Origin of the sequence: Herbaspirillum sp. CF444, from assembly GCF_000282135.1 — a bacterium.
Taxonomy (GTDB): domain Bacteria; phylum Pseudomonadota; class Gammaproteobacteria; order Burkholderiales; family Burkholderiaceae_D; genus Herbaspirillum.
In genome coordinates, this window is sequence record NZ_AKJW01000065.1 from 21,818 (window position 1) to 42,205 (window position 20,388).

The window sequence follows — 20,388 nt, forward strand, 5'->3', positions numbered from 1 at the left end:
AAAGCACGTTCATGAAAGTCTACTTCGTAGGCGCCGGCCCCGGCGCTCCCGATCTGATCACGCTACGCGGCGCCAAGCTGCTCGGCAGCGTACAGATGGTGTTATATGCCGGCTCGCTGGTGCCGACCGAGATGCTGCAGCATTGCCGCGCCGACGCCGAACTGATCGATACCGCGCAGCTCGATCTGGAACAGCAGCAGGCCTGCTACGAGCGCGCGAAAGCACAGGATATCGACGTCGTCCGTCTGCATTCCGGCGACCCGGCAATCTATGGCGCCACCGCCGAGCAGATGCGCCGGCTGGAAGCGCTGGGCATCGCCTATGAAGTCGTGCCGGGCGTGTCCTCGTTCACCGCCGCCGCCTCGGCGGTGACGGCGGAACTGACCAAGCCGGAAGTGTCGCAGACCGTGATCCTGACGCGCGTCTCGGGGCGCGCCTCGGCGGTGCCGGAGCTGGAGTCGATTGCGCGCCTGGCCGAGCACAAGGCGACCATGTGCATCTTCCTGTCCGGTCCGCATCTGAAAAAGATCGTCACCGACCTGCGTCTGCATTATCCCGACACCACGCCGGTGACGCTGGTCTATCGCGCCACCTGGCCCGACCAGCGCGTCTATCAGGGCACGCTGGCGACGGTGCTGGAAGAAACCAAGCGCGGCGCCTGGAACCTGACCACCATGATGCTGGTCGGCGCGGCGCTGGATAAAGGCCGGCAAGTTGAATCGAGTTTGTATTCCAAGGATTTCACGCATCTGTTCCGCGTCGTGAAAAAGAATAAAAAAGACAATGACGCTGCCGACGCCGTGGAAATCCTTACCACCGGAGACGAGGTCTGACCATGAGCACTCCCTTGCAAGGTACGCACGCAACAACGCAATCGAACACACTTGGCATCTGGCTGGTGCGAGCGGAGAGCGAAGCGCTGGCGGCGCGCTTGCAGGGACAATTGGGCGGCACGCTGTACCGGCCATGGCTCAACGCCGGCATTCCGCAAAAGCAGCAATTCCGCGCCTCCTACCGCAGTCAGGGGCAATGGGTGATGCTGGCGGCGAGCGGCGTGGCGGTGCGCTTCCTGGAAGGCTTGCCGCAAGACAAACTGACCGATCCGGCGGTGGTGCTGCTCGATGAAGCGGGGCGCTTTGCCGTGTCGCTGCTGGGCGGTCACGAAGGCGGCGGCAATCGCCTGGCCTATCGCGTCGCCAACGTCGTCGGCGCGGTGCCGGTGGTGACGACCGCGACCGAAGCACTGAAACCGCTGGTGCTCGGCATCGGTTGCCGCAAGAACGTGCCGGTGGAAAAGATCTCCGCCGCCGTCACGCGTGCGCTGGCCTTGCTGGGACGTTCGCTGAGCGACGTGCGCGAAGTGGCGACAATCGATCTGAAGGCGGAAGAGCCCGGCTTGCTGACTTTTTGCGCCGCCAATGAATTGCCCTTGCGTGTCATCGCGGCGTCGGACGTCGCCGCGCGCGGCTGGGTGACGGCGCCCTCGGAATGGGTGCAGAAGAATGTCGGCGTCGACGGCGTATGCGAACCCTGCGCGCTGATCGCCAGCCCGCGCGGTGTGCTGGCCTTGCCGAAGACGGCGCTCGACGGCGTCACCGTGGCGGTGGTGGAAGATATCGGCTTGCCGGATACAGACGCACCGGCGGATCCGAAATAAACAACGTAAATAGATAACCAAGCATCACAGAGAAAGCAGTTTTATGAGTGGAGTTTTAAACCTGGTATCGGTCGGTCCCGGCTTCGGCGACCTGATCGTGCCGCGCGCCATTGCCGCCTTGCGCGACAGCAACGTCATCGTGGCCTATGAGTTGTACCTGCGCTGGATTGCCTCGCACATCGAAGGCAAGCAGATCTACACGCCGCCGCTGACGCAGGAACGCGAACGCGCCTTGCTGGCGATCGACAAAGCGCGCAGCGGCGAAAAGGTCGCGCTGATTTCCAGCGGCGACATCGGCATTTACGCCATGGCGGCGCTGGCCTTCGACGAAATGAAGGACGACGACGACTACCAGGTCAACGTCATCCCCGGCGTCACCTCGGCCAACGCCTGCGCCTCCTTGCTGGGCTCGCCGCTGTCGCATGACTTCGCCACGCTGAGCCTGTCGAACCTGCTGTGCCCGTGGGAATGGATCGAGAACCGCGCGCGTCACATCGCCCAGGCCGATCTGGCCTGCGTGCTGTACAACGTGCAAAGCGCCGGCCGCCAGGAAGGCGTCTATCGCATCCTCAAGCTGATGCTGGAATCGAAAGCGCCGCATACGCTGTGCGGCGTGGTGAAGAACGCCTATCGCCCCGGCCAGGAAGTCAGCATCCATCGTCTCGATGAATTGCCGTCGCTGCAATTCGACATGCTCACCAGCATCGTCATCGGCAATCGTTTCACCCAGCGCAAGCGCGGCTACATCTTCACGCCGCGCGGCTATAACGACTGGCATGACGAATCGATCCTCGCGGCGGAAGAACCGGCATTGCCGTCGCAGGCGGTGTGGGTCTTCGCCGGCACCAGCGACGGCAACGCATTGGCCAGGCAATTGGCAGAGCAAGGTCATCAGGTGGTCGTCTCGACCGCCACCGAATACGGCGGCGAGCTGGCCTTGCAGGATTGCCCGGGCGTCACGGTCTGGGCTGGCCGTCAGGGCGTGGAAGCACGCAAGCAAGCCTTGCTGCGCCATGAAGCGCGCGTGCTGGTCGACGCCACGCATCCGTATGCGACGCTGATGTCGCAGCAATTGATGGGCTTGTCGCAGAGCCTGGAGATTCCTTATCTGCGCTATGAACGCCCGAGCGCGATTGCCGACATCGCGAGCGATGCGCTTGTCTGCGACTCGATGGAACAAGCTGCGCAACAGGCGATTGCCAGGGGCGAGCGCATTTTCCTCGCCACTGGTTCGAAAGATATCGCGGCCTTCCTGCAAGCACCGGGCGCGGACAAAAAGCAATGGTTCGTGCGCGTCACCGCCGAGCCGGAATTCATCCAGCGCGCCATCGACCTCGGCATCCCGCGCAGCCGCATCTGCGCCATGCAGGGGCCATTTTCGCAGGGCTTCAATGAAGCCTTGTGGAGCGACTGGAACATCGATTGCGTGGTGACCAAGGATTCGGGCGACGCCGGCGGTTATCGCGCCAAGGCCGATGCCGCGCAGGCGCTGGGTATTCCGCTGCTGACGGTGCGTCGTCCGGCGCTGGATTATCCGGTGCAGGCCGGCAATCTGGATGAAGCCTTGGCGCAGGTACAACGCTGGCAACAAGAAAGCAAACGCGCATGACGCCAGCGCAGCCTATTCCCGTCACCATCGTCACCGGCTTCCTCGGCGCCGGCAAGACGACCTTGCTGCGCAGTCTGGTGCAACGCCGCCAGACGCGCCGGCTGGCGTTGCTGATCAATGAGTTCGGCGAGGCGACGATAGACGGCGATCTGATGCGGGCCAGCAGCGATGACGCGGAGCAGGTGCGCATCCATGATTTCTCTTACGGCCTGATCGCCTATGGGGACGACGATCGTTTTGTGCCGACCATGCTGGCGCTGGCCGCGCGACGCGCGCAGGTCGATCATGTGCTGATCGAAACGTCCGGTCTGGCCTTGCCAACGGCGGTGATGGAAAGCCTGCAAACGCCCGAGCTGGCGGGGCACTTCATCCTCGATGCGACGTTGGCGGTGGTGGATACGCCTTTGCTGCTGGACGACCGGTTTGCAAAAGGAAGCAGCACAGACGACGCCGTCGCCGACATGTTCAATCGGCAACTGGAATTTGCCGACGTGGTCGTGCTCAACAAGATCGACGATCTCGGCGAAGAACAATTGCTGGACGCCGAGCAGCGCGTGCGTTCGTGCGCGCCCAATGTGCGTTTCCTGGAACTGGCTTACAAGGCGCAGCTCGACATCCGCCTGGCGCTCGGCCTGCGGCTGCATCAGCCGACCTTGCAGGCGCATCAGCACACCTACACGCACGTGCGCATGCCCGGCGCCGACGCCAGCGTGCTGGCCGATCAGGGGCGACTCAACGGCCATGCGCATTCCGGCCTCGGCGCGCACAGCCACGGGTTGGCGACGCACAGGCATTTTCACGAGCAGGATCCGGGCTGGCTGTCGTTCACGCTGCGCAGCCAGTCGCCGCAACCGGCTGACAAGCTGAAGCTGGCCATTGCAGAAGCCGCGAAATCGGAACCCATCCTGCGCACCAAAGGTTTCGTCCGCACGCTGGAAGGCAAGCGGCCGCAACTGGTGCAAGGCGTGCGCACGCGCGTGACGATTAATCTGGATGCGGCCGATGCCGCCAACGCTGCCGCCAACGAAGCGCGGGACACCGATAAATCCGAGCTGGTGTTCATCGGCTATCACCCGAGCCGCAGCAAGGTCGCCGCCTTGCTTTCCGAACTGACCGGTACACACTGGAAGTAAAGCAAAGAGAGAACATATGAAAACCGATCCGGAATCGCACAAGCGCATGACCCAGCGTCACAAGGAAGGCTTCGAGAAAAAGAAGGCCGCCGCGCAAAAGGAAAAAGGCTTGCTGATCGTCAACACCGGCACCGGCAAGGGCAAGTCCAGCGCTGCATTCGGCATGGGCATGCGCATCCTCGGCCATGGCATGAAGCTGGGCGTGGTGCAGTTCATCAAGGGCGCCTTGTACAGCGCCGAGCGCGACTTCCTCGGCGGCCACGCCAACTGCGATTTCCACGTGGTCGGCTCCGGCTACACCTGGGATACGCAAGACCGCGACGCCGACATGAAAACCGCCGCCCACGGCTGGGCCGAAGCGGTGCGCATGATCCGGGATCCGTCTTACGACATGGTGATCCTCGACGAGATGAACATCGTGCTCAAGTATCAATACCTCGATCTGCGGGAGGTGCTCGATGTCTTCGCCGCACGGCGCGAGATGCTGCACATCGTCGTCACCGGCCGCCATGCGCCCGATGCGCTGATCGAGCAGGCCGATCTGGTGAGCGAAATGCGGCCGCTCAAGCATCCTTACAAGGAACAAGGCATCAAGGCGCAAAAGGGCGTGGAGTTCTGATCATGCCGGCCTTGCCTTCATCGAACTGTCCGGCGCTTTGTCCTGCGTTATTCATCAGCGCCCCCGGCTCCAATCACGGCAAGACCACCGTGACGGCGGCGTTGGCGCGCTGGCATCGCGATCAGGGACGCAAGGTGAGGGTGTTCAAGACCGGGCCGGATTTCCTCGATCCGACGATTCTCGAGCGCGCCAGCGGCAACACCGTGTATCAGCTCGATCTGTGGCTGATGGGTGCGGCTGAGTGCCGCCGCTTGTTGCACGATGCGGCGCAGGATGCCGACCTGATCCTGATCGAAGGCGTGATGGGCTTGTTCGACGGCGAGCCGTGCAGCGCCGATCTGGCGGAGCTGTTCAAACTGCCGGTGGTCGCCGTGGTCGATGTCGCGGGCGTGGCGCAGACGCTGGGTGCGATTGCCTATGGGTTGGCGCATTACCGGCCCGGCTTTCCTTTGATCGGCGTGCTGGCCAACGGCGTCGCCAGCCCGCGCCATGAAGAAATGCTGCGTCAGGGCATGCCGCACGGCGTCGACTATCTCGGCAGCATGCCGCGCAACCTGCAATTCAAATTGCCGGAGCGCCACCTCGGCCTGGTGCCGGCGGCGGAAGTCGCCGACCTCGATCAGCGCATCGCCGCGGCAGCGGCGGCCATCGGTCTGACCGAGCTGTCGCGCCTGCCTGCGCCGGCGCAGTTTGCCGCCGTCGATCCCGAGGAACATCCGCCGCTGCCGCCGCTATTGCAAGGACAACGCATCGCGATTGCGCGCGATGCGGCATTCTCTTTTCTCTATCCCGGCAATCTGGATCTGTTGCGGCAATTGGGCGCGCAGCTGACTTATTTTTCGCCGCTGCGCGACGCGCGCCTGCCGCCTGCGGACAGCGTTTATCTGCCGGGCGGCTATCCGGAATTGCACCTGCCGGAATTGCAAAACAACGTCGCCATGAAGCAGGCGCTGCGCGATCATTGCGCCGCCGGCAAGCCCTTGTATGCCGAGTGCGGCGGTCTGCTGTACCTGCTCGAAAGCCTGACCGACAAGAACGGCGCCCGCGCGCGCATGCTGGGGATCCTGTCCGGCCGGGCGGTCATGCAGCGCCGCTTGCAGGGCTTGGGTTACCAGACCATTCCATTTACTGAAGGCGCCTTGCGCTGCCATACCTTCCACTATTCGACCACCGTGACGGCGATGGCGGCGGCCTTTACCGGCGAGCGCCTGTACGACACTTCGGCGGGCGAACGCGTGTATCGCACAAGGGGCGTCACGGCGACTTATCTGCACGCTTGTTTTGCATCGTCGCCGCAAGCTACGGCGGCGCTGTTTAGCGGGAAGATCGCGATACCGGAACAAGCGCGCGAAGAGGATACGTCGACATGAACCATCGCTATAGCCAGAGCGACATCGACGCCGTGTATCGCGTCATCGCCGAACGACGCGACATCCGCCATTTCTTGCCGCATCCGGTCGATCCCGATTTGTTGCAACGTCTGCTGCAAGCGGCGCATCTGGGCCCCAGCGTGGGCTTCATGCAGCCGTGGCGCTTCATCCGCATCGCCGATCGCAGCAGGCGGGAGGCGATTCACGCGCTGGTGGAACAGGAACGCATCCTGACCGCACAGGCGCTTGGCGAGCGCGAAGACGAATTCATGCGCCTGAAAGTGGAGGGCATCCGCGATTGCGGCGAAGTGCTGGTGGCGGCCTTGATGGACGGTCGCGAGCGTCATGTCTTCGGCCGTCGCACTTTACCGGAGATGGATCTGGCGTCGGTCGCCTGCGCCATCCAGAACATGTGGCTGGCGGCGCGCGCCGAAGGCATCGGCATGGGCTGGGTGTCGCTGTTCGACGTCGACAAGCTGGCGGCCTTGCTGGAAATGCCGGAAGGCGCCAAGCCGGTGGCGGTGATCTGCCTCGGTCATGTCAAGGAATTCTATGCGCGTCCGATGCTGGAGCAGGAAGGCTGGGCCGCACGGCAATCGTTGGACGATCTGGTCTTTCGCGATGCCTGGGGAAACAAGGAAGAAAAACAATGAATCAGCGTATTTTGGTATTCGGCGGCGCTCGCTCCGGCAAGAGCGCGCAGGCCGAACGTCTTGCAGCAGCCGGCGGCAAGCCGGTCGTCTACATCGCCACGGCGGCGATCGGCGACGACGAGATGGCGGCGCGCATTGCTTTGCATCGCCAGCAGCGCGGTACGCAATACGCCCATTGGGAAACCGTGGAAGAACAACTCGCGCTGGGCGACGCCATCGCGCGCCACAGCACGCCGGACAATGTCGTTCTGGTCGATTGCCTGACGGTGTGGCTATCCAACCTGCTGTTTTGCGAGCAACGTGATTATCCCGAAGTCGGCCGGATCGACGCGCCGGCGCGTTTTGCAGCGGAGCGCGAACGCTTCCTGCAGGCGCTGTCGCAGGCAAAGGGCGAGGTGGTGCTGGTGTCCAATGAAGTCGGCATGGGCATCGTGCCGCAAGGCGCCGTCTCGCGCTGGTTCGTGGATGAAGCGGGGCGCCTCAACCAGGCAGTCGCTGCCATCTGTGAACGCGTGCAATTCGTTGCCGCCGGTTTGCCGCTGGAGCTGAAGGGGCATAAGGGAGATAAGGCATGATGGGTTTCGACATGATGCTGCTGGCCTTGCTGATGGTGGCCGGCGTTGCGCTGGACTGGCTGCTCGGCGAAGTGTCGCGCTGGCATCCGCTGGTCGGTTTCGGACGTTACGTGCAATGGCTGGAGCGATACCTCAATCGCCGGCCGGGAAGCCATGCGCGCGGCGCGCTGGCGTGGGCGTTGGCGGTGTTGCCGCTGGTGGCGTTGTCGGCCTGGATCACGATCTTGCTGGCGCGGCAATCGTTCTGGCTGGCGGCGGCCTGGCATGTGGCGCTGCTGTACTTTTGCATCGGCTTGCGCAGCCTGCGCGATCACGTGATGCCGATTGCGCAGGCCCTGAGAAGCGGCGACCTGGCTGCGGCGCGCAACCTGACCGGACGCATCGTCAGCCGCGACACGTCGCAATCGCAGGAGACCGATTTGGCCAAAGCGGCGGTCGAGTCCTTGCTGGAAAACGGCAACGACGCCGTGTTCGGTACCTTGTTCTGGTTTGCCGTGGCCGGCGGCCCGGGCGCCTTGCTGTTTCGCCTGGCCAATACGCTGGACGCCATGTGGGGCTATCGCACGCCGCGTTTTCTCGCTTTCGGCTGCGTTGCGGCGCGCATCGATGACGGCCTGAACTGGATTCCGGCGCGCTTGACCGCATGGTCGTATGCGCTGCTGGGCAACTGGCGTCAGGCGCGCATGTGCTGGCGCACGCAGGCGCCGGCATGGAGCAGTCCCAACGCCGGGCCCGTGATGTCATCCGGTGCGGGTGCGTTGGGATTGGCCTTGGGCGGCGCGGCGATTTACGACGGCGAAGTGGAACAGCGCCCGCAGCTGGGCATGGGCCGCGACGCCGTCGCCGACGACATCGTGCGCGCGTGGAAACTGGTGTCGCGCACGGCCATGCTCTGGCTGACAGTGATCTTGACGATATCGATGTTCTATACGACTTATGTCAGTTTGACGATGGGAGGCACGCATGCTTGAACATGGCGGCAACCTCAACGATGCGGTGATGCGCTACGGCATCGCGCGTGCCGACTGGCTGGATTTGTCGACCGGCATCAACCCGAACGGCTATCCGGCGCCGGTATTGCGCGCCGATGCCTGGCATCGTCTGCCGGAATCCAGCGATGCGCTGGTGGCGGCGGCATGCGCCTGTTACGGCGCGCCGCGCATGCTGGCGGTGGCCGGCACGCAGGCGGCGATACAGGCTTTGCCGCAGCTGAGGCTTCGTGAAAAAGGTATTGCGCGCGTGGTCGTGGCCGCGCCGGCCTATGCCGAGCATGCGCATCGCTGGCAGCAGTCCGGGCATACGATGTGTGAAGTCGGCTATGCGGATTTGTCCAGGGAACTGGATGCCTGCGACGTCATGGTCGTCTGCAATCCCAACAACCCGACCGGTGCGCGCGTCGCGCCGGAAATCTTGCTCGCCTGGGCGCAGAAACTGGCGTCGCGCGGCGGCTGGCTGGTGGTTGACGAGGCATTCGGCGACACCACGCCGCACCTGAGCGTGGCCGGACAAACGGGCGTGCAACCCGGACTGATCGTGTTGCGTTCGGTCGGAAAATTCTTTGGCCTTGCGGGCATACGACTCGGCTTTGTCGCCGCGCAAGATGCGCTGGTGGAACGCTTGCAGGAATGGCTGGGGCCATGGGCCGTCAGCGGCCCGGCGCAGGAGATCGGCATCGCGGCTTTGTGCGACGGCAATTGGCAACGCATCACGCGCGCGCGTCTTCTGGCGGATGGCGAGCGGCTGCACAAGCTGTTGGCCGAGGCAGGCATACAGGCAAGCGGCAGCGCGATGTATCAGTGGTGGGCGGAGCGAGACGCCGCCGGATTTCATGACTGGATGGCGCGGCAGGGGATCTGGGTGCGCCTGTTTACACATGGCGCGGGAGGCATACGGCTGGGCTTGCCGCCGGATGAAGCCGGCTGGCAGCGTTTGCAGGCGGCATTGCAAGGCTGGAGTCAGAGCAAGAGCACGGAGCGTGCCGCATGAACCGGCTTCCTGTCCTTCCTTTCCATACGCTGATGGTGCAGGGGACCACCTCGGATGCGGGCAAAAGCACCGTCGTTGCCGCCCTGTGTCGCTTGCTGGTACGCCACGGCGTCAAGGTCGTACCGTTCAAGCCGCAGAACATGGCCCTGAACAGCGCCGTCACCAGCGACGGCGGCGAGATCGGCCGGGCCCAGGCTTTGCAGGCGCAGGCGGCGCGCATCGCTCCGCACACCGACATGAATCCGGTGCTGCTGAAACCGTCCAGCGATACCGGCGCGCAAGTGATCGTGCATGGCAAGGTGCGCGCCGACATGAACGCGCGCGATTACCATCGTTACAAGACCAGCGCGATGGCCGCCGTGCTGGCGTCCTATCACCGTCTGCGCGCGCAATACGACACCGTGCTGGTGGAAGGCGCCGGCAGTCCGGCGGAGATCAACCTGCGCGCGCGCGACATCGCCAACATGGGTTTTGCCGAAGCCGTCGACTGTCCGGTGATCCTGGTGGCCGACATCGATCGCGGCGGCGTGTTCGCGCATCTGGTCGGCACGCTGGATTGCTTGTCCGAGAGCGAGCGCCAGCGCATCGTCGGTTTCGTCATCAATCGTTTCCGCGGCGACATCAGCCTGTTGCAGCCCGGTCTGGACTGGCTGGAAGAACGCACCGGCAAACCGGTGCTGGCGGTGTTGCCTTACCTGCACGGCCTGCATCTGGATGCCGAGGATGCCGTGGCTTCCGCGCAGAGCGTCAGAGGAAAATTCCGCGTGGTGGTGCCGGTGTTGCCGCGCATCAGCAACCACACCGACTTCGACGCCTTGCGCGCGCATCCGGATGTCGACCTGCAATTCATCGGCGCGGGTCAGCCGATCCCGCCTGCCGACCTGATCATCCTGCCGGGCAGCAAAAATACGCGCAACGATCTCGCCTGGCTCAGGCAGCAAGGCTGGCCGGATGCGATCAGGAAGCACTTGCGCTACGGCGGCAAGCTGATCGGCATTTGCGGCGGCTTCCAGATGCTGGGCCAGAGCGTGGACGATCCGCATGGCGTGGAGGGGGCGCCGGGCAGCATGGAGGGACTGGATTTGCTGGCGATGCGCACCGAGCTGACGCAGCAGAAACAGTTGTTGCAAGTCTCGGGACGATGCGCGTTCAACAATGAGGCCGGCGTCGCCGGTTACGAAATCCACATGGGCGTTTCGATGGGGGATGCCATGCAGCATCCTGCGTTCCATATCGATGGCCGTCCTGAAGGGGCGCGTTCGGCGGACGACCAGATTCTGGGTAGTTACCTGCACGGCATGTTCGACACGCCGCAGGCATTTTCGGCCTTGCTGGCGTGGGCCGGCCTGGGCGGCGTCGAAGCGGTCGACCTGGATCAGTTGCGCGAGCAGAGCCTGGAGCGCGTTGCCGACGCTACGCAGCCTTTGTTCGACGCCTTGCTGAAGATCGACTATCGCTCATCGACAGGTTCTCAGCGGAAAGCGCCGAGGACGTCGTAGCCGATGTTGCCGTTGGCGGCATCGCTTTGTTTCTTCGAGGATTTTCCTGCGACGGCATCGTCGCGCCATGTGCCGGGATGGAAGTGCCAGCCGTCGGCATAGCGTTCCCAACCTGGCGCGGAATAGTTCTGGCCGGGGCGGGACAATTCCCAGTGACCGGCGCACCAGACAAACCAGTTGTTGGACAACCTCCAGTAGCCGGGACTCCAGATGACGCCGTCGCGCTCGCTTGGCGCGGCCTCTTTCTTTGGCGGCGGAGGCGGCATGGTGGCCACGAGAACGAAGTCTTCAGAAGCTGAGGTGATGGCCGCCGGTTTCTTGCCGGCGAGGATGGCGGAGACGCAGAGTCGGAAAGTCAGCATGATGGTCTTTCGGGGGCTTTTGGTAGAACGATGAGGCATCGTAGTCCCATCGTCGTCGAAAACCATCCGCCGAATCCATTTGTTACACCTGGCCTACAGTTCTCTACTTGCCGGAAAAACTTTGTTACAACACCGGCATGCACGGGCGAAAAGTAGCTTCGTCGATCAGGCCAGCGCTTTTTTTGCGGCTTCTTCCGGGGACAGGCCGTCATAGAATTGGTCCGTAAACCATTCAACTTCTTCTTCAATATGGTCCTGGGCCTGTTGGATCGTAGCGCCGCCGGCGACCAGAAATGCCTCCACTTCGATGCACCAATTGATGAGCGCGAGTGTCTCTTCGTCGAGTTTTTCTTTCTTGGCCATGGTCTTTCCTTAATAATTTACTTCCGACAGGATACTCTTTTGATAATTTTTTGGAACACCCGACATGAAGGCCGGTTGCCGGTCTGTTCAAAATTCCTTTGAATGAGTGCCACCGGATTGGCGGCGCGACAAGCAAAGAGTAGGGGCAGTCGTGGAGTGCGACAATTACATCGGATGTAATCGCCGTGAGGCCCGGCGAAGCGCAAGGTCTTACCGTATTGCAGTCCACAACAGCGACAAGCCGGACAGCAGCAACAGCAAATCCAGCAAGCGCTGGAAATTGGCCTCGCTCATTTTCATGACAAAGAATTTGCCCGCGAAAGTACCGGCCATCAACGATCCACCCACCAGCAGACCTTGCAGGAAAATGCTCAACGGCATGGCGCCGAACTCGCGAAAGGTGAGTACTTTGCTGACGTAAAGAAACAGCGAGCTGGCCGCTTCGGTGGAAATGAATGCGCCCTTGGTCAGGCCGTAAGCGGTAAACACCGGAACGCTCAACGGCCCGGTGGAAAGCACGATGCCGGTCAGGAAGCCGATGACGGCGCCCGCTACCGACAATTGCCACAGGCGGAGTTTGAAGTCGTGCTTTTTCAGCCAGTGGCGGAACGGCACCATCGTCAGAAAAAATACCCCGAGGCTGACTTCGATCAGATGCGCCGGCAAGACCAGCAGCGTGCGCGCGCCGATGGCCGCCGCCGGGATGCCGGTGAGGGAATAGGCCGCAAAGGCGCGCCAGTCGACCACGCGCCACCAGGCCAGCACGCGCGCCAGGTTGGCCATCAGCGCTGCCACCGCCATGATGGGTACGGCTTGTTTGGGGCCGAAATTGTAGACCAGCACCGGCAGCAGCATGATGGACGAGCCGGTGCCGATGACACCGCTGATCATGCCGGCGGCGAGGCCGACGAGGAGGATGAAGAGATAAGCTGCCACGTGATGTTTTTATTGGAAGGGACCCGGCATTGTACGCCGGGGAAGACTCCGGACCCGAAAGGGGCCCGGATCATGTGTACCCGGCGGGCTTAAGGACGTTCGCCGGCCTTCAGTCGTTCGGCAATCTGTTCCACCACGCCCGGCAGGTCGGCGACGGAGTCGATCACGTAATGCGCGCCGGCGTCGCGCAGGCGCATTTCGGCCAGGGTCTTGAGCACCTTGATTTCTTCCGGCGACAACTGCGCCAGTTCGGCCTTGGTGCAGCCGACTTCATTGCCCGACAGGGACAGACCGACGGTCCACATGCCGGCGTTGATGCCTTCTTCGATACCGGGCGTGGTGTCGTCGACCTTGATGCAGGCGGCGACGTTGCCGATCTTCAGCGCCAGCATGTTGGCCAGCGCCATGTAGGGACCAGGGCGGCCGCCGGCCGGCAACTCGTCGCCGGCGATGACGTGGTCGGGCTTGATGCCTTCGGCCGCGGCCAAGGGCAGCAGCACGTCCAGCACCTGGCGCGGATAGCCGGAGCAGGAGCCGATCTTCAGGCCTTGCCGGCGCAGCCAGGCGAGTGTCTGTTGCACGCCGTCGATAGGCTGCGAATACTCGCCGACCTTGGCGATCTGCATCGGCATGAAGCGCGCATAGATGGCGTCGACGTCGGCGTCGCTCGGCAGCTGGCCGTGATGCTCTTTCCATTGGCGCGCGATCTCGGGGTTGTCGAGCAGGGTGCGGATGTGTTGCCACTTGGACAGGCCCATCGGACCGCGCGCTTGCTTGAGCGTGATGTTCATGTCGAAGCTCTTGAAGGCGTCGACGAAGATCTGCGTCGGCGCCAGCGAGCCGAAGTCGACCAGCGTGCCGGCCCAGTCGAAGATGACGGCCTGGAGCTCTGTGGGAGCGGTGCTTGTACGGGGCATGGGAATTCCTTTCTGGTGGACGGGTAAGCGGCGCTTCTCAACTGTCGTCGTCCTGACGAAAGTCAGGCCCCAGCGTCGTATTGGGGGTTGTCACGACACTGGGTCCCAGCGTCTGCCGGGACGACGGTGAAACGGATGGAGGACTTAACTGGACGGCATGAGGACGGTCCTCGCGGTGTTTGCGGCAATGAAATTGCGTCCGCGCGGACCTTGCAATGCGCGTTGCACCAGCGCATCCCAGGCGTCGGCGATGCCATAGTGCGCCGGGTCGGTGCTGACGCCCAGGCGTTCGAGGAAGCCGGACAGGTTGTCGACCGCCTCCTGTTCGTCGACGGCGTCGAAAATCTGCAGCAGCAGGGCGTCGACGTCGGCGGCATTGCCGAACGCCAGCGCCATCACATGCGGCAGCGAAAACGAGCAGGCGATGCCGTGCGTGACGCCGTGATGCAGCGTGATGTCGTAAGACAAGGAATGCGCCAGCGCCGTTTTGGTATTGGAAAACGCCAGGCCGGCTTGCAGCGCGGCGACCGCCATGCGTTCGCGCAGCGCCAGGTCGCGCGGATGTTCCAGCAAGGCGGGCAGCGTGTCGACGATGCTGCGTGCAGCGGTGGCGGCCAGGCTGGCGGAGACCGGATTGCGGTTGACGTTCCAGATCGATTCCAGCGCATGCGACAGCGCGTCGAGGCCGCTGGCCAGCGTCATGTCCCGCGGCAGGCTCAGCATCAGTTGCGCATCGATGATGGCGGCCTGCGGCCAGGTCCAGTCCTGATGCAGGGAATATTTTTTGCCTGCCGCGGCATCCCAGATGGTGGCCCATGGCGTGACTTCGCTGCCGGTGCCGGCAGTGGTTGGGATGGCGATCAGCATCTTGGCGCCGTCGCCGGACAGCGGTGCACCATCCTGCCGACCTTGCAAGTGCGAGAGCAATGCGTCGAAGCGGCCGGAAGACGTCTTGCTCAGCATGGCCTTGGCGCAGTCGATCACGCTGCCGCCGCCGAAGGCGACGATGCAGTCGACATCGGCGTGATCGCGCCAGACGCGCTCGTACATGGCGGCGAGCCAGCTGACGTCGGGGTTGGGCTGCACGGCGTTTTCGATGCCGGCCAGTTGCGGGCCGAGCAATTCTGCGATGCGCGTTTCCAGCCCGAGCGGGGCGGCTTCGGGGAAGGTGATCAGCAGGGCGCGCCTGCCGTCCAACAAGGCCGGCAACTGCGCCAGACTGCCGCTACCTGCCCGTACGGCGACCGGGTTGTGATAATTCCACATGAAGTTCTTTGCTAAAAATGTGACTGAAAGATTAATGCACCTTGCCGTCTTGAATCATCTGGCGCAGGCGGCTGGAGATGGTGTCGGCGACCACCACCATCAGCGTGACGACCACGATGCAGGTGGCGGTGTCCTGGTACTTGAACAGTTTCAGGCTGTTGACCAGTTCGAAGCCGAGACCGCCGGCGCCGACCATGCCGAGCACGGTGGCCTGGCGCAGGTTGACTTCGAAGCGGTACAGCACGGTGGCGATCCAGGCGGTGATGACTTGCGGCAAGACGCCGAAGACGATCACCTGCAGCGGACGGGCGCCGGTGGCGCGCAGCGCTTCGAGCGGGCCGTCGTCGATTTCCTCGATGCTTTCGGCGAAAAACTTGCCGACCATGCCCACGCCATGAAGCGCCAGCGCCAGCACGCCGGGAAAAGGGCCGAGGCCGACGGCGGAGACGAACACCAGCGCCAGGATCAGTTCGTTGATGCTGCGCGTGACGTTGAGCACCTGGCGTACGGCCTGATAGACGACGCGGTTGCGATTGAGGTTGCGCGCCGCGAGGAAGGACACCGGGATGGCGACGATGACGCCGAGCAAGGTGCCCCAGATGGCGATCTGGATGGTTTCCACCGCAGGGCCGACCAGGTTGCCGAGGATCTTCCAGTTGGGCGGGAACGAGCGACTGAGGAAGTCGCCGATCTGCGGCAGGCCGTTGGCCAGTTCGCTCCAGCTCAGTTGCGTGCCTTGCGCGCTCCAGGCCAGGACGAAAGCGACGGCGACGACGGCGGCAATGCACAGCAGCCAGGCGCGCAGGGTCAGCGGACGGGCGCCGGTCCAGACGTAGTCGTGATAACTGGAGCTGGCCCGGTCCATTCCGGTTTGCATGGGCGTGCTCATGACAGGGCTCCTTCCAGCACCATGTCAGCGGGCTGGTTTGCGTGGCGAAGTGCGTTGTGCAATTCGTCCTGCGCCTTGACCTGGTCGAGTCCGGAATAAATCAGATTGAGGTGAGAATCGCGCAACTCGTCGCCGCTACCGTCGAACACCAGTTTGCCGCCCGACAGACCGACGATGCGGTCGCCGAATTCACGGGCGTAGTCGACCTGGTGCAGGTTGCAGACCACGGTGATGCCGAGTTCGCGGCAGGCCGCGCGCAGGTATTGCAGCACCAGGCGCGAAGTTTTGGGATCCAGGCTGGCGACCGGTTCGTCGGCCAGGATGACTTGCGGACGCTGCGCCAGGGCGCGGGCAATGCCGACGCGCTGACGCTGGCCGCCGGAGAGCGCATCGGTGCGCTGCTCCGCCTTGTGTTCCAGCTCGACGCGGCGCAGGCAATCCATCGCCAGCGCCACATCCTGACGGCTGAACAATTGCAGCACCGAGCTGAGCGTCGAGGTCTGGCCGAGCCGGCCGGTCAGTACGTTCTTCAGTACCGACAGGCGCGGCACGACGTTGTGATGCTGGAAAATCATCGCCACTTGCTGGCGCAACTTGCGGACGTTGCCGTTGCGCGCATCGGTGGCATCGAATCCGGCCGCCACCAGTTCGCCGGAAGTCGGTGTCGCCAGACCGTTGATACAGCGCAGCAAGGTCGACTTGCCGGCGCCGGACGGTCCCAGCACGACCAGGAATTCTCCGGGAGCGACATCGAGGTCGATGCCGCGCAGCACGGCATTGCTGCCGTATTGCTTGGTGAGCGAACGGATCTTGATCATTTCATGGCCTTGAGGTCGAGATTGAGGATCTTGGCGGTGTCGCGCACGACGTTGTAGGCAGCGTCGGTGGTCGGCACGAAACCGTTGAGCACGCCCTGGTCGCCCCATTCGACGTTCTTGACGTTGGCGAAGGCGGCGGCGATTTTCTTCTTCAGCTCGGGATCGAGATCCTTGCGCCAGACCATCGGCGACTCAGGGATGTCCGGCGAAGTCCAGACGATGTTGAAGTCGGCTTGCTTGACCACGCCCTTGGCGACGGAAGCGGCAAAGATGCGGTCGGCCACGGCGGCGGCGTCGACCTTCTTGTTGGCGACGGCCAGGATGCTGGCGTCATGCGAGCCTGAGAAGATCACGCGCGAGAAATACTTGTTCGGCTCGATGCCTTGCTTTTGCAGGCCGGCGGTCGGGAACAGGTGGCCCGACGCCGACGACGGATCGACGAACGCCATGGTGCGGCCCTTGAGTTGCGGCACGGTGTCGATGCCGCTGTCCTTGCGCACGATGATCAGGCTCTTGTAAGAACTTTTGCCGGTCTTCTTGGTTTCGGCCACGGAGAAGGCTTCGACGTTGGCGATCGAGCTTGCCAGCACATAGGAGAACGGGCCGAGGTAGGCGACGTCCAGCTTCTTCGAGCGCAGCGCTTCGATGATGCCGTTGTAGTCGGTGGCGATGAAAGGCTTGACCGGCATGCCGAGCTGTTCTTGCAGGCTGTCGATGACCTTCTTGCTGTTTTCCAGCATGGCTTGCGAATCTTCAGCCGGGATCAGGCCGACGGTTAATTGCTGGGGTTGAGCAGCGAATGCGGAGGTCGAGGAAATCAGGCTGAGGCACAAGGCCAAAGGGCGGAAAAGGGCGGAGAGACGTTTCATGATGCTCCTGGCGGTGGCGAGTGAGGTCCGTCCCGTTGCGATACCGGGACGGGCTTGTGTTCATGACCGACAGAATAGGGAGCTATTGTGACCGCTTTATTATCGATATAATCAGGAGATTGACGATTACCTATTGATGGAATCTATAGATGACGCCTTCGCAACTCCGCGCCTTTCTTGCCGTCGCCCGCAATCGGGGTTTCAGCGCTGCCGCGCGCACGCTCGGCGTGAGCCAGCCGACCCTGACCTCGCAGGTGCAGGCGCTGGAACGCCAGCACAACGTCGAACTGTTCTACCGGCGTGGCCGCCGTCTCGACCTGACCGACACCGGCCAGCGCCTGTTGCCGATCGCACAAAAGATCGCCGAGCTGGAACTGGACGCCTACAACCTGCTGTACAACTCCGGCGTGCTCAATATCGGTCATCTGAAGATCGGTGCGGTCGGTCCTTTTCACGTGATTGAGATGGTGGACGCCTATCGGCGCAAGTTTCCCAATGTGGAATTGTCGATCCGCATGGGTAATTCGGCCGAAACCATGGCGGATCTGGAAAATTACGTCACCGACGTCGCCGTGCTAGCCAGTTTCAACGACGATCCGCGTTTCGTCGCGGTGCCGTATGCCGATCACGCCATCGTGGTGTTCGCCCACGTCGATCATCCGTTCGCCAAACGCGATTCGATCGCCTTGCAGGATTTGCACGGTCAGCCGATGGTGATGCGCGAGCAGGGGTCAACCACGCGGCTGGCGCTGGAAAAGGTGTTGAAGGAAGCCGACGTCATGCCGCGCGTGGTGATGGAAATCGGCAGCCGCGAAGCCCTGCGCGAAGCCGTGGCGCGCGGCATTGGTCTGGGGACGGTGTCGGAGGCGGAGTTCGTGCCGGATCCGCGTTTCAAGTTGTTGCCGATTGAGGGCAATCCGGTCAGCACGCATACCTATATTTATTGCCTGGCGGATCGCAAGGACAGCCGCCTGGTGGCGTCGTTCCTACAGCAGGTTTCTGCTATGCCGGCGACTGAATGAACGCGTGCATCAACGCCAGCACGGCTTCGGCCTGTTCCTGATGCGGCGTGTGACCGCATTGTTCGATCAGTTGCATGCGGGCGCCGGGGATGCCGTCCACGATAGCATCGATCTGGCGGCGCGTGCCGTACTGGTCGTCGATGCCTTGCAGTATCAGCGCCGGGCAGGCGATGGACGGCAGCACTTCTTCGATATTCCATGTTGCAAAATCCGGCGTCAGCCAGGTATCCGACCAGGCACGGAAGATCTGCTCGGTCTTGTCGCCGTGATATCTGCTCAAACCGCGTAACTTGCCGTCGGCGTAGGCTTGCTCGGCGACGCGGATGCCCTCGAGAGTGACGGTTTCGACAAAGACGTGCGCCGCTTCGGTGACGATGCCGCGCAGATTTGCCGGCTGTTGTGCCGCATGCAACAAGGCAATGCTGCCGCCGTCGGAGTGGCCGATGAGGAGGTAAGGCTGTCTCACGGACAAGGCCTGCGAAAGAACCTGAGGCAGTTCGTCTAACGCGTAACGATGCAGATAATCGGTTGTGCGCATATGCTGCAACGCATCGGAAAGACCGTAGCCGAGGCGGTCGTACAGCAGGCCGGAGCAGCCCGTCATCGCACACAAACGACGCGGAAAATCCTTCCACATTGCAGTGCAACCCAAACCTTCATGGAGGAAGACCAGGCAGGGCTTGCCGGCTTGTCCATCGATCAATTCGTAGTAGATATTTTGTTGTCCGCCGGCGGCGAGATCGATGCTGAGATGGGGCATGAAAGAGGGAGATGCCGGTGATGGGATGCGCTAGTTTTCCATGTTTTCATGTTCCCGTGCGAAGCACGACGTAAAAGAAAGTGAAACAAGCCGAAATCTTTGTCCCGCTCAAAAATAAATCTGCTATCTTTATATCCGGTACTGACCTGAACACATAAGGAGACACGTATGGATTTGGTTGAGAAATTCGACGCTAAAGGCAAGACCGGAGCTGCCTACCACGTAGAGGTGTACCAGACGCCCATTGAAGAGGCGGACAAGACTGCACCGGAAGGTCTCAAGACCTACAAGCTGAACGACGGACGGGCGCTCGATCCTTTATCGGACGCCAAATTCAAGATCGTCCAGACCGGAGAAAAAATCTATCGCGTGTGACAGGCATCGACCGCACAAACTCAAACGGCAGACATCGCGTCTGCCGTTTTTATTTATATCATTTCAAGTCGACGTCAATTCAACCGCCGCCGCCCGGCTTGCGATAGCCGCCTTCCACCCAGCGTTCGGCGCTGGCCGCGCTCAGCTTGAAATTCGGCGCCACCTGCACCTTGGCCAGCAATTCGCCGGCTTCGTCCCAGGCTTTGAGATCGGCATAGGGGAAATCGTCGTCGGGCACGATATCCAGCGTCACCCTGATGCTGCCGTCGGCGCCGTCGACGGTGATGTTCTTGTGCAATTGCGCATGCAGTTGCTGCTCGCTGCGACGGCGGAATTCGGATGCCGTCTTGACCAGCGTGTTGAAGGCCGGTTTGTCCATCGGCTTGGGATTCTTCTTGTCGCGGCCCATGGTCCAGGGACCGATCAGCGTCGGTTCGCGCTCGCCTTCGCGCGTCATCTCGACGGCCCAGCCGTCATCGTCGTCATTCTTGATGATGCGCGCGGTCCAGCCTTCGTCGCGCCACAGGCGCGGCTCGTGAATGACGTCGGAAACGTCGGTGGTCTGGTCGTCGGAGGCATCTGGCGTAGCGGTGGAAAGGTCTGGCATGGATTGCAATAAAGGTGGAACAAGGTCCGCCATCATAGTGGAATATTTCCGGCGGCGCTCATGTACCGAACATCCTGCGGCCATCCGACACAAATGCAAAAGC

The 20,388-nt window shown here is 62.6% G+C and carries 23 protein-coding genes; 13 read left to right on the forward strand and 10 right to left on the reverse strand.

Annotated features, from left to right (window positions below; translation table 11 throughout):
- Positions 1 to 11 precede the first annotated feature (11 nt).
- Genes cobM through PMI16_RS14800 form a run of 11 tightly spaced genes read left to right on the forward strand, consistent with a single transcriptional unit; the run spans position 12 to position 11,101 of the window.
- The gene (gene cobM, locus PMI16_RS14750) at positions 12 to 833 is read left to right on the forward strand and encodes a precorrin-4 C(11)-methyltransferase (protein WP_007880849.1); all 822 of its coding nucleotides are present in this window, start codon (positions 12 to 14) and stop codon (positions 831 to 833) included.
- A gap of 2 nt (positions 834 to 835) precedes the next feature.
- Positions 836 to 1,657, forward strand: a complete 822-nt coding sequence (locus PMI16_RS14755; protein ID WP_007880851.1) for a cobalamin biosynthesis protein — start codon at positions 836 to 838, stop codon at positions 1,655 to 1,657.
- A 43-nt stretch (positions 1,658 to 1,700) separates the two neighbouring features.
- Positions 1,701 to 3,266 carry a precorrin-3B C(17)-methyltransferase gene (gene cobJ / locus PMI16_RS14760; RefSeq protein WP_007880852.1) on the forward strand — a complete coding sequence of 522 codons (1,566 nt, stop codon included), beginning with the start codon at positions 1,701 to 1,703 and terminating at the stop codon, positions 3,264 to 3,266.
- Positions 3,263 to 4,399, forward strand: coding sequence for a CobW family GTP-binding protein (locus tag PMI16_RS14765; protein WP_007880854.1), 1,137 nt, complete (start codon positions 3,263 to 3,265; stop codon positions 4,397 to 4,399). The genes cobJ and PMI16_RS14765 overlap by 4 nt, the downstream gene beginning before the upstream one ends.
- 16 nt (positions 4,400 to 4,415) lie before the next feature.
- Positions 4,416 to 5,018: a cob(I)yrinic acid a,c-diamide adenosyltransferase gene (gene cobO, locus PMI16_RS14770; protein ID WP_007880860.1), complete on the forward strand. Its 603-nt coding sequence runs from the start codon at positions 4,416 to 4,418 to the stop codon at positions 5,016 to 5,018.
- Positions 5,019 to 5,020: 2 nt separating this feature from the next.
- Positions 5,021 to 6,388, forward strand: a complete 1,368-nt coding sequence (locus PMI16_RS14775; protein WP_007880863.1) for a cobyrinate a,c-diamide synthase — start codon at positions 5,021 to 5,023, stop codon at positions 6,386 to 6,388.
- Positions 6,385 to 7,041 (forward strand): 5,6-dimethylbenzimidazole synthase, encoded by a 657-nt coding sequence (gene bluB / locus PMI16_RS14780; RefSeq protein ID WP_007880864.1) that lies wholly within the window; start codon positions 6,385 to 6,387, stop codon positions 7,039 to 7,041. The genes PMI16_RS14775 and bluB overlap by 4 nt, the downstream gene beginning before the upstream one ends.
- Positions 7,038 to 7,616 carry a bifunctional adenosylcobinamide kinase/adenosylcobinamide-phosphate guanylyltransferase gene (gene cobU, locus PMI16_RS14785; protein WP_007880865.1) on the forward strand — a complete coding sequence of 193 codons (579 nt, stop codon included), beginning with the start codon at positions 7,038 to 7,040 and terminating at the stop codon, positions 7,614 to 7,616. Before bluB ends, cobU begins: the two co-directional genes overlap by 4 nt.
- Positions 7,613 to 8,587, forward strand: coding sequence for an adenosylcobinamide-phosphate synthase CbiB (cbiB, locus tag PMI16_RS14790; RefSeq protein WP_007880866.1), 975 nt, complete (start codon positions 7,613 to 7,615; stop codon positions 8,585 to 8,587). The genes cobU and cbiB overlap by 4 nt, the downstream gene beginning before the upstream one ends.
- Complete coding sequence (gene cobD / locus PMI16_RS14795; protein ID WP_007880867.1) at positions 8,580 to 9,602, forward strand: threonine-phosphate decarboxylase CobD; 1,023 nt, start codon at positions 8,580 to 8,582, stop codon at positions 9,600 to 9,602. Before cbiB ends, cobD begins: the two co-directional genes overlap by 8 nt.
- A complete protein-coding gene (locus tag PMI16_RS14800; protein ID WP_007880868.1) occupies positions 9,599 to 11,101 on the forward strand; it encodes a cobyric acid synthase in 1,503 nt (500 codons plus the stop codon). The genes cobD and PMI16_RS14800 overlap by 4 nt, the downstream gene beginning before the upstream one ends.
- On the opposite strand, the gene PMI16_RS25040 is transcribed toward PMI16_RS14800, so the two are convergent.
- The 8 genes from PMI16_RS25040 to phnD form a co-directional block, all read right to left on the reverse strand.
- The gene (locus tag PMI16_RS25040; RefSeq protein WP_007880869.1) at positions 11,074 to 11,463 is read right to left on the reverse strand and encodes a YXWGXW repeat-containing protein; all 390 of its coding nucleotides are present in this window, start codon (positions 11,461 to 11,463) and stop codon (positions 11,074 to 11,076) included. The genes PMI16_RS14800 and PMI16_RS25040 overlap by 28 nt on opposite strands.
- Before the next feature lie 165 nt (positions 11,464 to 11,628).
- The gene (locus tag PMI16_RS14810) at positions 11,629 to 11,826 is read right to left on the reverse strand and encodes a hypothetical protein (RefSeq protein WP_007880870.1); all 198 of its coding nucleotides are present in this window, start codon (positions 11,824 to 11,826) and stop codon (positions 11,629 to 11,631) included.
- Positions 11,827 to 12,036: 210 nt separating this feature from the next.
- Positions 12,037 to 12,762 carry a sulfite exporter TauE/SafE family protein gene (locus PMI16_RS14815; protein WP_007880872.1) on the reverse strand — a complete coding sequence of 242 codons (726 nt, stop codon included), beginning with the start codon at positions 12,760 to 12,762 and terminating at the stop codon, positions 12,037 to 12,039.
- A gap of 89 nt (positions 12,763 to 12,851) precedes the next feature.
- The gene (gene phnX / locus PMI16_RS14820) at positions 12,852 to 13,679 is read right to left on the reverse strand and encodes a phosphonoacetaldehyde hydrolase (protein WP_007880874.1); all 828 of its coding nucleotides are present in this window, start codon (positions 13,677 to 13,679) and stop codon (positions 12,852 to 12,854) included.
- Positions 13,680 to 13,823: 144 nt separating this feature from the next.
- Positions 13,824 to 14,945 carry an iron-containing alcohol dehydrogenase PsrA gene (psrA, locus tag PMI16_RS14825; protein ID WP_007880876.1) on the reverse strand — a complete coding sequence of 374 codons (1,122 nt, stop codon included), beginning with the start codon at positions 14,943 to 14,945 and terminating at the stop codon, positions 13,824 to 13,826.
- Between the two features lie 31 nt (positions 14,946 to 14,976).
- Positions 14,977 to 15,834, reverse strand: coding sequence for a phosphonate ABC transporter, permease protein PhnE (phnE, locus tag PMI16_RS14830; protein WP_007880882.1), 858 nt, complete (start codon positions 15,832 to 15,834; stop codon positions 14,977 to 14,979).
- Positions 15,831 to 16,652, reverse strand: a complete 822-nt coding sequence (phnC, locus tag PMI16_RS14835) for a phosphonate ABC transporter ATP-binding protein (protein ID WP_007880883.1) — start codon at positions 16,650 to 16,652, stop codon at positions 15,831 to 15,833. The genes phnE and phnC overlap by 4 nt, the downstream gene beginning before the upstream one ends.
- Positions 16,649 to 17,521: a phosphonate ABC transporter substrate-binding protein gene (gene phnD, locus PMI16_RS14840; RefSeq protein WP_007880884.1), complete on the reverse strand. Its 873-nt coding sequence runs from the start codon at positions 17,519 to 17,521 to the stop codon at positions 16,649 to 16,651. The genes phnC and phnD overlap by 4 nt, the downstream gene beginning before the upstream one ends.
- Positions 17,522 to 17,670: 149 nt before the next feature.
- On the opposite strand from phnD, the gene PMI16_RS14845 reads away from it, so the two are divergent.
- On the forward strand, positions 17,671 to 18,543 hold the full coding sequence (locus tag PMI16_RS14845; RefSeq protein ID WP_007880885.1) for a LysR substrate-binding domain-containing protein: 873 nt from the start codon (positions 17,671 to 17,673) through the stop codon (positions 18,541 to 18,543).
- Here the strand turns inward: PMI16_RS14845 and PMI16_RS14850 are convergent.
- Positions 18,524 to 19,303, reverse strand: a complete 780-nt coding sequence (locus PMI16_RS14850) for an alpha/beta fold hydrolase (protein WP_007880886.1) — start codon at positions 19,301 to 19,303, stop codon at positions 18,524 to 18,526. The genes PMI16_RS14845 and PMI16_RS14850 overlap by 20 nt on opposite strands.
- Before the next feature lie 168 nt (positions 19,304 to 19,471).
- Between PMI16_RS14850 and PMI16_RS14855 the strand changes: the two genes are divergently transcribed.
- Positions 19,472 to 19,678: a hypothetical protein gene (locus tag PMI16_RS14855; protein ID WP_007880888.1), complete on the forward strand. Its 207-nt coding sequence runs from the start codon at positions 19,472 to 19,474 to the stop codon at positions 19,676 to 19,678.
- A 79-nt stretch (positions 19,679 to 19,757) separates the two neighbouring features.
- Here the strand turns inward: PMI16_RS14855 and PMI16_RS14860 are convergent, their stop codons facing one another.
- Positions 19,758 to 20,285, reverse strand: a complete 528-nt coding sequence (locus tag PMI16_RS14860) for a hypothetical protein (RefSeq protein WP_007880890.1) — start codon at positions 20,283 to 20,285, stop codon at positions 19,758 to 19,760.
- Between the last annotated feature and the right edge of the window lie 103 nt (positions 20,286 to 20,388).